The sequence below is a fragment of the Bdellovibrio sp. NC01 genome (genome assembly GCF_006874625.1).
In the GTDB taxonomy this organism is placed as follows: domain Bacteria; phylum Bdellovibrionota; class Bdellovibrionia; order Bdellovibrionales; family Bdellovibrionaceae; genus Bdellovibrio.
Window position 1 is genome coordinate 1,930,945 of sequence record NZ_CP030034.1, and the last position, 12,676, is coordinate 1,943,620.

13 protein-coding genes are annotated in these 12,676 nt (G+C 43.3%); 9 read left to right on the plus strand and 4 right to left on the minus strand.

The genetic code is table 11. The features are described from left to right. Window positions 1-6 precede the first annotated feature (6 nt). Window positions 7-1,485 carry a peptide ABC transporter substrate-binding protein gene (locus DOE51_RS09330; protein ID WP_142696262.1) on the minus strand — a complete coding sequence of 493 codons (1,479 nt, stop codon included), beginning with the start codon at window positions 1,483-1,485 and terminating at the stop codon, window positions 7-9. A 106-nt stretch (window positions 1,486-1,591) separates the two neighbouring features. After that, on the minus strand, window positions 1,592-2,758 hold the full coding sequence (locus tag DOE51_RS09335) for an acyl-CoA dehydrogenase (protein WP_142696263.1): 1,167 nt from the start codon (window positions 2,756-2,758) through the stop codon (window positions 1,592-1,594). 190 nt (window positions 2,759-2,948) lie between these two features. Between DOE51_RS09335 and DOE51_RS09340 the strand changes: the two genes are divergently transcribed. The 9 genes from DOE51_RS09340 (at window position 2,949) to DOE51_RS09380 (ending at window position 10,675) form a co-directional block, all read left to right on the plus strand. After that, window positions 2,949-3,611: a site-2 protease family protein gene (locus DOE51_RS09340; protein ID WP_142696264.1), complete on the plus strand. Its 663-nt coding sequence runs from the start codon at window positions 2,949-2,951 to the stop codon at window positions 3,609-3,611. After that, window positions 3,608-4,645 carry a tryptophan--tRNA ligase gene (trpS, locus tag DOE51_RS09345; RefSeq protein ID WP_142696265.1) on the plus strand — a complete coding sequence of 346 codons (1,038 nt, stop codon included), beginning with the start codon at window positions 3,608-3,610 and terminating at the stop codon, window positions 4,643-4,645. Before DOE51_RS09340 ends, trpS begins: the two co-directional genes overlap by 4 nt. Window positions 4,646-4,658: 13 nt before the next feature. After that, the gene (locus DOE51_RS09350) at window positions 4,659-6,140 is read left to right on the plus strand and encodes a ScpA family protein (protein ID WP_142696266.1); all 1,482 of its coding nucleotides are present in this window, start codon (window positions 4,659-4,661) and stop codon (window positions 6,138-6,140) included. Between the two features lies 1 nt (window position 6,141). Then, complete coding sequence (gene scpB, locus DOE51_RS09355; protein WP_142696268.1) at window positions 6,142-7,644, plus strand: SMC-Scp complex subunit ScpB; 1,503 nt, start codon at window positions 6,142-6,144, stop codon at window positions 7,642-7,644. Then, on the plus strand, window positions 7,619-8,176 hold the full coding sequence (locus tag DOE51_RS09360; RefSeq protein ID WP_142696269.1) for a hypothetical protein: 558 nt from the start codon (window positions 7,619-7,621) through the stop codon (window positions 8,174-8,176). The genes scpB and DOE51_RS09360 overlap by 26 nt, the downstream gene beginning before the upstream one ends. Next, window positions 8,173-9,084 (plus strand): HTTM domain-containing protein, encoded by a 912-nt coding sequence (locus DOE51_RS09365; RefSeq protein WP_142696271.1) that lies wholly within the window; start codon window positions 8,173-8,175, stop codon window positions 9,082-9,084. The genes DOE51_RS09360 and DOE51_RS09365 overlap by 4 nt, the downstream gene beginning before the upstream one ends. Window positions 9,085-9,131: 47 nt before the next feature. After that, entirely contained in the window at window positions 9,132-9,623 is a 492-nt protein-coding gene (locus tag DOE51_RS09370) for a hypothetical protein (RefSeq protein WP_142696272.1), read from the plus strand. 65 nt (window positions 9,624-9,688) lie between these two features. Then, window positions 9,689-10,054, plus strand: coding sequence for a hypothetical protein (locus DOE51_RS09375; protein ID WP_142696273.1), 366 nt, complete (start codon window positions 9,689-9,691; stop codon window positions 10,052-10,054). Between the two features lie 126 nt (window positions 10,055-10,180). Next, complete coding sequence (locus DOE51_RS09380; RefSeq protein ID WP_142696275.1) at window positions 10,181-10,675, plus strand: DUF3465 domain-containing protein; 495 nt, start codon at window positions 10,181-10,183, stop codon at window positions 10,673-10,675. A 19-nt stretch (window positions 10,676-10,694) separates the two neighbouring features. On the opposite strand, the gene DOE51_RS09385 is transcribed toward DOE51_RS09380, so the two are convergent. Further along, window positions 10,695-11,618, minus strand: coding sequence for a hypothetical protein (locus DOE51_RS09385; RefSeq protein WP_246845524.1), 924 nt, complete (start codon window positions 11,616-11,618; stop codon window positions 10,695-10,697). A gap of 34 nt (window positions 11,619-11,652) precedes the next feature. Continuing rightward, entirely contained in the window at window positions 11,653-12,651 is a 999-nt protein-coding gene (locus DOE51_RS09390) for a ribonucleotide-diphosphate reductase subunit beta (protein WP_142696278.1), read from the minus strand. Window positions 12,652-12,676 lie beyond the last annotated feature (25 nt).

The window sequence follows — 12,676 nt, forward strand, 5'->3', positions numbered from 1 at the left end:
TCTAGTTTAAGGGCTGGAATGCAACATAGACAAGTCCAGCTGATTCATTTGATTCAGGTGCCAGCCGGTAAATTCTGGTTTGGCCAAAATTGAAAAGTGGATCGCCCCCATCGGGATCAGCAAGTGACGGTTCATCAAAAATTGCACGCCTTCTAGGCAGTATTTCTTTTGTTCCGTGACTTTACTAGACCTGCCAAGTGCTTCCAAAATCTTCTGGTACTCGGGGCTTTTTAAGCGAATGTAGTTTTCGGGATTCGTTTCTGAGAACGTTTCAAGCGCCGCCAAACACGTCGGGCGATCCGGAGCGACACCTTTACGGAAAATAGCGGGTGGTTTTGTTTGAAGTTCGTTTAAGTAAACTTTGTTTTCACGAACTTGCAGGGTCGTTTTCAAATGCGCATTCTTAAGCCATTGTTCCTGCATCCATTCGGTCGCGCGTTTGTGATCTTCGCCACCTAAGGCTGAAAACATCACAGCATAAGTTTTATCGGTTTGAATCTTAGGAATTTTCTTAAGATCAAAATCAAAACAAGGCGCTTTATGAGGGAACCACGAATCAGGCAGTCCGGCACAGCCAGGTTTACTATCTGACGAGAAAATCTTTTGCAGCTCTTCATAATTTAAAGAGTATGTAAATGCTTTGCGAATATCTTCTTTGTCAGCAAGCTCAGGCCCGAAACCAAAATAATCAAAACGCGTGACGGGAACCCAGAAGAAGTCTTTGCGTGCTTTATACTTTGGAATAAATAAAGTGGGAAGACGTCTTAAGAACTGCAATTCGTTCTTTTCATAAAGTTGTAAAGCAACTGTGTCTTCTTCGATGAATAGAAATTCCACAGGGGGTCTTGCTGAGTGACCACCTTTGTAAAATGAATTGGCTTCTAAGATAATTCGTTCGCCTTTTAACCATTGTTTGATTTTATAGGGGCCTGACACCACGCCAAGATCTTCTTTGGTAGGGGCTAATACAAAGTTTGTAAGGTTGTATTGGAAATCCGGGTCAGGTGTTGCGAATTCAAATTTCAAAGTCAGCGCATCGGGAGCCGTAATTCCCAAAGTTGCCATGTCTTTTTGTTTTTTATAAATCTCGACGGCGTTTTTAATTTTAAAAAGTAAATCGGCACGGGGAGCTGCGGTTTTGGGATCAAGGATTTTTTTATAAGTGCGAAGAAAGTCCGCCGATGTGAGCGGGGAGCCGTCACTCCATTTTAAATCTTTTTTGATTTTGCAAACGAGAGAAGAATCTTTCTGACGTGTGCAAGATTCGCCAAGATCGGGAAGTAAACCCTTGTCATCATCGAAAGTAAATAAATTGCGATATAGATTCCCTAAAAAATAACTGGAAGCAGAAGTCTTTTGTTTGTTGGGATCAACGTTTGTTGGTTCGTTTGCTAGGTGAAGACGAAACACCGCTGGAGATTTCTCCGCAGCTTCGCAATTAAGTACGAACAAGATGGAAGCAAAAAAAATCGCAAGTGGTCTCATGACTCTCATCATGATCCCGACTTGCGATGAAGTCCAGTACGGCGGCAGCCGACAGTGCCGGAGGTCTGGGAAGACCGCAGGCTGAAGTAGCTGCCAGGTATTCTGACTATTTATCCAACTCCATTTTAGCGATCGTCTGAAGTTGCATGTTAGTCGTACCTTCATAGATTTGACCAATTTTTGCATCTCTCCAGAACTTTTCAACTGGGTATTCTTTTGTGAAACCGTTACCGCCAAAAAGATCGATAGCTTTAGAAGTGATTTTCTCTGCTGCGCGAGAAGCGTAAAGTTTTGCCATCGCTGCTGATTCGATGAAATCAAGACCTGCGTCTTTCAAGCGAGCGGCATTGTAAACCATCAAACGTGCTGCTTCTAGTTCAGTACGCATTTCAGCCAATTGGAATTGCACACCTTGGAAGTGAGCGATTGGTTTGCCGAATTGCTCGCGACCTTTAACGTAGTTCAAAGCTGCTTCGTAAGCACCTTGAGCGATACCGATCATTTGCGCACCGATACCGATACGACCTTCATTCAATGTTTCGATAGCGATTTTGTAGCCTTTGCCAACTTCACCAAGAACGTTTTCTTTTGGTACTTCGCAGTTTTCAAACAACAATTCGCAAGTTGAAGACGCGCGGATACCCAATTTGTCTTCTTTTTTACCAACTTTGAAACCTTTGAATGATTTTTCTACGATGAAAGCTGTGATGCCTTTGTAGCCTTTTTCTGGAGCCATGTTCGCGAAGCAGATGAAAACTTCAGCTTCGTTACCGTTTGTGATCCAAAGTTTTGAACCATTCAAAACCCATTTGTCACCTTTGTCTTCAGCTTTCAATTTCAATGCGAAAGCGTCAGAACCAGAAGATGATTCAGACAAAGCGTAAGCACCAACCCATTTAGTCGCCATTGCGCCCAAGTATTTTTCTTTTTGCGCTTCAGTACCCCATTTAAGGAATGCGTTTGTCGTCAAAGTGTTTTGAACGTCAACAAGTACAGAGACTGAACCGTCTACGCGACCGATCTCTTCAACAGCCAAGCATGCCATTGTGAAAGTTGAACCAGCGCCGCCGTATTTTTCTGGAGTTTCAATACCCATCAATCCCATTTCGAAAAGTTTCGTTAGGATTTCTGGTTTCATCTTTGCTTCTTCGTCCATGTGTGTCACATGAGGTTTGATTTCAGATTCAGCAAAAGATCTTACAGCGTCACGGAATGCCAACTCATCTTCAGATAGAGTTGTAAGTGCAGGACGTGCATTAGTTACGTCAGACATGGTATCTCCCTTAAGTGGTCTTATTTAGTCGAAAGACCATATCCAGTTCGCAACTTTTATTCAAGAGCTTGGAAAGACGGGAGCTTTTCTCTTAACAAGCTGTGTTACACTGACTGCACTTTAAATGTGCAAGTGATTCGTCACGCTAGACAAGAGTCTAGGTATGATTTTAAGCTTCTGGAGTATGAATATGGATTTTGTCGAAATCGGCGCCAAGATTGGCATTTATTTTATCCCGTTCCTTTTTGCTCTGTGCTTCCATGAGTTTGCACATGGTTGGGTGGCGCGTCTCCGCGGTGATAACACTGCGCAGATGATGGGTCGCTTAACGATGAATCCTATCGCACATATGGATTTGATCGGCACTTTGATTTTGCCATTGGTATCAATTGTTTTAGCGACACCGATTTTCTTCGGTTGGGCAAAACCAGTTCCAGTGAATGCACGCAATCTTAAAAATCCCCGCACAGATATGTTCTGGATTGCACTCGCAGGTCCGTTATCAAATCTGTTATTGGCTGTTATCGGATCCTTCTTGATTGCAGTTGTTGCGAAATATTTTTTCACAGCGACTTATGCAAGTGGTCTGATTGAAATTTTAAAAGCCTTCATCGTGACTAATTTGTTCTTGGCTGTTTTCAATATGATTCCGCTTCATCCACTGGATGGTGGTAAAGTTCTTGCGCGCTTCTTGCCTGCGCAATTGAATTATAAATTGGAACAAAACGAACACATCACAAGCATGATCTTGATGGCATTGGTTCTGACAGGAACTTTGCGTGTCTTGGCGATTCCCGTATTCTGGGGTTATCAACATCTTGTGACTCTTGCTCTGGGCGGTTTCGGCGTATGAGTGATGTAGTTACTTCCGCTTCAGACGTTGTTACACCGGTAGTACCTGCACGAAAACAAAGAGTGATGTCAGGGATGCGCGTGACGGGCCGTTTGCACATTGGTCACTATTTCGGCGCGCTTCAAAACTGGGTCTCTTTACAAAATGACTACGAATGTTTCTTTGGTGCGATGGATTGGCATGGAATGACTACTGCCTATAAATCGCCAAAAGAAATTGCGCCATGGACTCGCGAAATGATCGCGGAGTTTATCGCGTGGGGAGTCGATCCTGAGAAATGTACACTCTTCGTACAAAGTCAGGTTCCAGAGCATATCGAACTTTTCATGATCTTTATGAATCTCACTCCAATGGGTTGGCTTGAGCGTGTGAACACGTGGAAAGACGCCGTGGAAGAGATGAAAGCGAATGACACGCACAACCTGGGTCGCTTTGCGTATCCAGTGTTGCAAGCAGCTGACATCGCCATTTACCGCGCACAAAAAGTTCCAGTGGGCCAAGATCAGGTTTCGCACTTGGAAATTTCGCGCGAAATCGTGCGCCGTTTTAATCATTTATATAAAGCGAAACTTCCAGAGATGACTCCGATGTTGACGGAAATTCCGTTAGTCACGGGTTTAGATGGAAGAAAGATGTCGAAATCTTACGGCAATACTTTGTATTTGACGGAAGATTCAGAAAAAGACCTAAAGAAAAAGGTCAACATGATGGTCACAGATCCTTCGCGCGTGCGTCGAGAAGACGTTGGCGAACCGACGAAGTGCTCCGTCTATGGTTATCATAAACTATACTCTACTGCAGAGGATTTGCAGTGGGTGGAAGCGGGATGCCGCTCCGCAGGAATCGGTTGCGGTGACTGTAAGGGGCGCTTGGCTCAGAACCTTGAGAAAATCTCGGCAGAGCCAAGAGAAAAGAAAAAAGAGTTGTTGAATAATCCAACTCAGCTTGATTCAATCATCGCCGCTGGAAGCGCCAAGGCACGCAAGGAAGCTCAAAAGACTTTGGATATAGTGCGTTCTAGTATGAAGTGGTAGAGGGGACTAGTTCATGAGTATTACGGTACAGCTGCCTAAATTTGAAGGCCCACTGGGACTTCTGCTTTATCTTATCCGCAAGGAAGAGATGGACATCATGGATATCAAAATCCATGAGATCACTAAGCAATATTTCGATTACATCAAATTGATGAAAGAGCTGGATCTTGAAGTGGCCGGCGAATTCGTCGCTATGGCTTCGACATTGATTCAAATCAAATCGCGCATGCTTCTTCCTCAGTATGACGAAAATGGTGAAGTGATCGAAACAGAAGATCCACGTAAAGAACTTGTTCAAAAACTTCTTGAGTACCAAAAGTACCAAGAGGCTGCGAAGCTTCTTTATGATCGCCCGCTTGTCGGTCGTGACGTTTGGTTGCGTGGTACACGTGAATCGCTTGCGCAAATGGAAGAGGAAATCGTTCTTGAAGAGAACGCATTGTTCTCTTTGATCGGTTCCTACCGTAAAGCTTTGCGCTCAATGAAAAAGAAATTCCACCAAGTCGCAGCGAAAGCGCAATCTATCGCAAGCCGCGTTTTGGATATTAAAGATCGTTTGATCCCAGGTAAACGCATCACAATGATGGAACTTGTGACAGCAACTGAAGAGCGTGCTCGTCAGGCCTTGATCACATTCTTGTCATTGCTTGAGCTTGGTAAAATGGGCTTTGTTAGCCTTTACCAATCAGAAAACTATGGCGACATCTGGGTTGATACAAAAAAACCAATCGAAACAGACGTTCTAGCTCGTGTTGAAGAATACGATTCTATGCGTGCGGATGAAGTCGCTGCAAAAATGATGGCGGACTCTGCAAAAATTGATTTGGAAGCGGAATTGGCAGCTGAAGAAGCGGCCGAACAGGCTTCGGCTGAAGCGCAACCAGTTTCAGATCAATTGGGCTTCGATATGGAAATGGCTGCTTTGGATCTTTCAGACATCGCATCTGATGACGAAATCCTAGCTGCTGAAGCTGAAGACGGTCTGGCTGCAGAACCTATCCTTGATGTGGAAGGCACTTTTGCTCTAGAACCAGCGACTGTTGAAGAAAACGCGACTGAAGTAGCAGCAGAATCAGAAATGATCGCTGAAGAAGCTGTCGTTGAAGCTGCAATGGAGTCAGAAGAAGCCGTTTTTGTTTCTGAAGAAGCTGCAATTGCAACTGAAGAAATCATCGCTGATTCAGAAATGATGATGGCTGAATCTGAAGTGATTGCGGAAGAAGCTCAAACAGTAGTTGAAGAAGTTCAAACTGAAATAGTGGCAGAAATTCCAACAGCTGAATTGGCTGATTTGGATTTCGAAGCTTCAACTGCTGAAGTTGAAGAAGCGCAAATTGCAGCAGTGATTGAAGCGGATGCGGCTGCTGAAGAAATCAGAAATGAAACTGTTGAAGTAATTTCTGAAGAAATCGCTGCAAGCGAAGAACTTCAATCTGAAGTGACTGAAGTTCAAGCATCTAATGAATTGTTTAAAGACGACGTGACGGAAGTATAAGATGGCAAGAAAAAAGAAAAATCTTGAAGTTGTAGAAGTTGAAACTCACGAAGCCGATACGGCAGTTCTTGAAGCTGAAGTGGCTACTGAAGAAGTAGCAATGGAAGCTGCGGACGTTGATGCTGAAAATGAAGAAATGTCAGCTGATTTCGACGGTATCGAAGCAGATGCTTCTGTTTTTCTAAGTGAAGAAGAAGAGTCTGAAGGTTTCTTGCCAGAAGCTTCTGATGAAGAAACAGAAGAAATGGAAGCCGCTGAAGGTAACGACGACGTTTCTGTTGAAGGTACAGAGCTTGATGGCTTTGATTCCGCTGAAATTGAAGAAGTTGAATTCGTAGAAGAAGAACGCCTTGAATCTATCGTTGAAGCGGTTCTTTTCGCGAGCGATCGCCCAGTAAGCCTAGCGTCTTTGAAATTGTTGTTTAAAGGTACGAACATCCGTACTGATAAAATCCGCAGAGCTTTGGATCAATTGGCTGTTGAATACGCCGGTGGTCGTCGTGGTGTTACTTTGGAAGAAGTTCCAGGTGGTTACCAACTTCGCACTAAGATCGACAATATGGAGTTCTTGAAGCGTACTTTGAAAACTCGCCAATTCAAATTGTCTGGTCCAGCTTTGGAAGTCCTTTCGATCGTGGCTTACAAACAACCTGCGGTTAAAGCGGAAATCGACGAAATCCGTGGCGTAGAGTCTGGTCACTTGTTGCGCGCATTGATGGAAAAGAACTTGGTTACTTTCGAAGGTAAATCAGAGTTGCCTGGTCGTCCTATGCAATACGGTACGACGAAAAAATTCTTAGAGATCTTTGGTCTTCGTTCATTGAAAGAGCTTCCAACATTGTCACAAATCGACGAATTGTTGCCTGAAGGTATTGATGAAGTTCAAGCGGAAGAAAAACCGACATTGGCTTCTGTGACTGATTCAATGTCGCAAAATACAGGCGAAGTCAGTTACTCTTCTGGTGAAGAAGAATTGATGAAAATCCAATCGCAATTGGAAGAAATCTCTACATCTTCAACATTCTTTGAAGAAGAAAAACGTCGCCAAGCTGAAAAACGCGATCAAGAGCGTGCTCAAAACATCCGTGAAGCGTTGGCGATGGGTGAACCGGTGTCGACTCGTGATGCAAACTGGTTGACGAAATTTGATGAAGCTTTGGCTGCTGGCACAACATTGGTAGCAATCAAAGAAGCTCAAAATGCAGAAAAAATGGCTGCATTGAAAAATAAAAATTCTGCTGTTTCAGAAGGAACTGAATCTGTTGAAGGTTCAGAATCTTCAGAGACTATGGAAGCTTCTGCCGATGAAATCGAAAATGAGATCATGGGTGGAGAAGAAAATGAATTGACGGATGCGGTCGAAGCTTTCGACAATGATGAAGATATTCATGTGGCTTCCGATGATCAATTGTTCGCTGATGGCGAGGAAGAGTCGGAAGACGACGAACTTCCTTTCTTAGGAGAAGCGGACGATATTGATGAAGAAAGCGAATCTTCTATCTAAGGCTCTATTAAGCCTTTGGATTGTATACAATATTTTTACGATGCTGGTGATGCCCAATATAGGAGCCTATTTTGGGCGCGTCAGTTCCAGATTTATCACGCCCTACGCCAACACTGTGGGGCTGAACGCTAGCTGGAATTTCTTTTCTCCAGATCCAGCGCACACAATGTACATTCACTACATGATCAACTTCGCAGACAGCGAAGGCAATCCAACCAAAGATCCTATTGAAGGGTATTTCCCTCCGGAAAAAAATCGTCCCGTCACTTCGACATTCCGCAAACGTGAACTGTATGTGATGCGTTTTATGGTCATCGATCCCAAGCGTTTAAAAGTCTTTATGGGCCCGTGGCTGTGTCGTCAGTATCCGGGGGCTTCATCGGTCGACATGGAGCACGTTATTGAAACAGTGCCAATGTTAGATCAAGTGGTGACTCATAAAGATGAGATCATCAAAGATCTTTCCCAAGAACTTCAGTATGTCCATGAGTCAGTCTCTTGTACGGCAACTCCGGATGAGGAGGCTCTATGATTAAAAAATATCTGACTCACGCTGCGAAGGTTTGGGATCATTTCTGGTTTGGTCCTAGAAATTTGTTGGGCCTAGCATTCATGCGTATCGCTTTGTGCGGAACGATGTTCTATCTGTATGCGGTTCGTTTGGCGAATCTGGAATACTACACTGATGCCAGCTGGATTCCGCGCATTCACGCTTTGGATGTGATGGGAGAGTTGTATAAGCCCTTATTCATGTGGATGATGTGGCCTGATTCGATGAATCCTATCGCGCACGTTTTGTTGGTTGTGCTTTTGGGTTTACTGACTTTGGGTATTGGTGGTCGCTGGATCATGTGGCTTGCGTGGATTTTAGATGCCGCATTTATTCAACGTAACTATGCCGCAAATTTTGGTGCGGATATTATCGCTGCCTTGTTCTTGTTCTATATGTCGTTCACTCAATCTTGTGAACGCCTGAGTGTTTTGAATTTGTTCCGCAAAAAGACCGTATTTAAGCAAAGTGATATGGTCAGTTCCATGATGATTCGTATGATGCAAGTTCAGATCTCAGTTCTTTATGCCTATACAGGTTGGGAAAAACTGAAAGGCATGAGCTGGTGGGATGGAACGGCGTTGTGGAGTGTTCTTGCTAATCCGCAAATGACGACAGCCAATTTTGATTTCCTAAGAAACGTTCCGTGGGTGATTCCGATGATTGCTTACTCGACGATGATTTATGAAATCTATTTCCCAGCGATGGTTTCGTGGAATAAGACTCGTTACTTCTGGTTGGCATTGGGCGTGTTCTTTCACTCAGGGATTGCGATCTTCATGGGTCTAGGGGCTTTTGCTATGACGATGATGTCGACGTATTTCTTGTTCCTTGATCCTCTCATTTTGGAACGATTTACTGTCTCAGTTAGAGATATCATTAAGAAGTAATTCAAAAGTGCCGATTCCCTCATTATCCTAGAGTGAGTGGGGGAATTATGAAGTCCGTTTTAACTATTGCAGCGACAGCTATGGCTTTTTCAAGCTTAGTGGCGTGCTCTAATTTAAGTGACAACTCCCTATTAACAGATGAAGCCACAGAGTCTTCAACTCACACTGTTGATAACACTCCTAATTCCACAGAGATTTATTTGCAGACGGATTCGACGAGTCTTTCAATGGTGTCTGGTGCGACGACGTATGAGATTTCGGGCTCTTGTTATACGTCAACTTATCCAACAAATCAGATTGCATTCACTCGCATCAACACCGTTGATGGTACTTATCGAGGACCTGCTTCAGGCACAGATATTAAGGGCGCGACGAATGTAGCTGTTTGTCGAAATGGTCGCTTTAATTACGTGGGAAGCGCGACAAGTTTGGACGCGGGCATGAATACTATAAAAATGGTCATGACAGTATATGACAGTTCGATGAATCCTATTCAAAACGACGCCAATTCCGTTAAAACAATCAGCGTAATCAGATAGTCCAAATTCTCTGAAGGCTGCGCGAAGTCGTTGACAGCCTTTCTCGCAAAACTTCTAATGAAAGCATGAAATACTTCAAAGTTCTTTTGCTTTCATTATTCTTGGTTATCCCTGCAATTTCACAAGCTCGTATCACTGATGGTAAAGATCATATTAAGCTTTCTGGTAAGAAGCTTGTTGTGACTTTGGAAAAAGGTTTCCACTTCGTGATGGAATCACCAGCAGGTTTGTACATGGATGGCGAAATGGGTTCTGCGGAACCTGTAAAAAAAGATACTGAAAAAATGATCTTTGACGTTTCAAAAGTCCAAGATAAATCATTCACAGTCAGCTTCTATGTTTGTGATGATCAAAAAACAGTGTGCGAATCTCACGAAGCGCATTTGAAAATTCAAAAAAATAAATTAGTAAAAGTCGAAGCAGAAAAATAAATTTTACCGAGTAAAAGCGGTTTAAAATTTTCATTATTTTGATATTGTTTCGATTCGTAAAGTCATAGAGTTTTTACTGTGACTTTGCGTCCATCCTGTTTAACCCTTTCTGTCAGGAGGGGTTACATGTCATCTTTGTTCAAGCATCTTTTAGGTATCGTTTCTTTCTTCGTTCTTCTTTCAAGCTCAGCCTTTGCTTCGGAAAGCCCACTGTGCATGGCACAAGGTCAGCCGTTGGATGTGAATAACGAGCAAATCATCGACTGGAAAATTCATTCTAAAAATCAATACAAAAACCGTGGCCACTTGGCCGGCGTATTGACTCGTCTTTATAAAGACAAAACGGGTCACCGTCATTTTCAGGTAAGAATCGGCGATGATCCGCGCGCGACGATTGAAATTATCTACAATCAAAAATTCGGTAAAATGACTGAACAAGCTTTACATCAAGGTGCTGAAATTGAAGCTTGTGGTGATTACATCACTTCAAACAAACGCGCTGGAAACTATCCGGCATCGCCAGACGGAGCGATTCTGCACTGGGTGCATGGTTCAACAAGCAGCCATCACGATTCGGGTTATGTGATTATCGATGGAACAGTTTACGGTTTGAAAGACTAATCAAAGGCGGCGTTTTCTTTTACAGAGTAACGCCGTACTTAGTTTTAAGCTTCAACTTTGCATCAACGTCTTTTTGATCGATCAGCAAAGTATCTTTCAGTTGTAGATCGCGGATATAGGAAGCTCTTCTTTGCACAGGAAGAGCTTTGTCTGAAACTTGTGTAAACGTACTGTTGAACGGCGTTTGCACAAGAACTTTCTCTTGCAGCAATGGCGTTGTGAGCAGATTTAAAATCTCTACCGCTAAATCTTTTTTGTCTGAATTCGAAGGAACGACAGCTCCCCAAACTAGCAACGCACTTAATTGATCTTCGGCTTGAAGATCTGTATGTGCTTCGTTTACCGGAAGCTCAATAGTTCCAACACGGTCTGTTTTTAAAAGCTCTTCAAGCTGCAATGTCAGAATTTTCTTTTGTTGCACCATGGGAGTAAGGCCTTGCTCATCCCAGGCTTGGAAGTGTTTCAAGATCAAATCTTCATCGGCTAATAGGAATAAAGTCGAATCTTTTTTGTTGCGCAAAAAGGCTTCAAAGCTCTGATCGTTTGTCGTTTTAAAGCCCGTCTTAATCCAATAAAACGGTAAAAAATCAAAAGTTCGCGCAGAGTTCGATGATTTATCTAAGAAGTCCGGGGCAACTCGTTGTTGAAGTTCAACATCGTGAATGCTCAAGTTGCTGAGCAAGTTTTGCTGTCTTAAAGTCGTTGCCCAATACGATGGAAGAAAAACGATGTCTTCAGATGGCGTTGAAACTGTATTTGCTAAAAGCGTGTTCCAATCGCGTGTCAGAATCACTTCAAGTTTCACATGAAGTTCGTCTTCGATCAGTGTGCGTAACTCTTTAGGAAATAAAAGTTCGTCTGTTGTCAGAATGCGAACTTTAGTGGGACGGATGATGTAGTCCCTAGAAATGCCTTGGGGCAGGAATCCGTGAAGGAAGCCCACCCCTGTGCATAGAATAAATAATAAAATCCAGAGACTAGAACGCCTCATCGAATGCAACCGCACCGCTTACACCCATTTGGTAAGCAGAAACGCGTCTTTCGAAGAAGTTAGCAAGCTCTTGCATGTCTTGAAGCTCCATGAACGCGAATGGATTTTTCACGTTGTAACGAGGAGCGATGTTCAAACTTTCTAGACGTTGATCCGCGCAATACTCAAGGTATTGGCGCATATCTTTTGGAGAAAGACCCGCAACGCCCAATTGTAGAACGTCGTTAGCGAATTCCATCTCACACTCGATAGCGTCTTCAAGCATTTGTGTAACCATGTCTTCCATTTGCGAATTGAAAAGATCTGGTTCTTCTTTACGTGCTGTTTTGATCACTTCCAGTGCGAATGCCATGTGCATAGATTCGTCACGGAACACCCAGTTTGTACCAGATGAAAGACCTTGCAAAAGACCTTTTGAACGCAAGAAGTAAACGTACGCGAACGCTGCATAGAAGAACAAGCCTTCAACGCAAGTTGCGAAGCAGATCAAGTTCATCAAGAAGCGACGACGGTCTTCTTTAGTTTCAAGAGTGTGCAATTCGTTGATTGAATCAATCCATTTGAAAGCAAAGTCTGCTTTCTTTTTGATTGATGGAATATTCTCAACCGCAGCAAACGCTTCAGCGCGCTCGTCTGGATTTGGAATATAGTTATCCAACAAAGTTAGGTAGAATTGCACGTGCAATGCTTCTTCATAAAGTTGGCGAGAAAGGTACATGCGACCTTCTGGTGAGTTCACGTGTTTGTACAAGTTCAACACCAAGTTGTTACCAACGATAGAGTCACCAGTCGCAAAGAATGCTACCAGGCGAGAGATCAAATGTTTCTCTGCCGGAGTCATTTTAGAGTGAAGGTCTACTAGGTCTGTTGAGAAATCGATTTCATCAACTGTCCAAGTGTTTTTGATCCCGTTTTTGTACATTTCGAAGAAAACAGGATACTTCATTGGACGAAGTGTAAGGTTAAAGCCCGGATCTAGAATCATAACGTTCTCCAGCCCTCGTCATGAG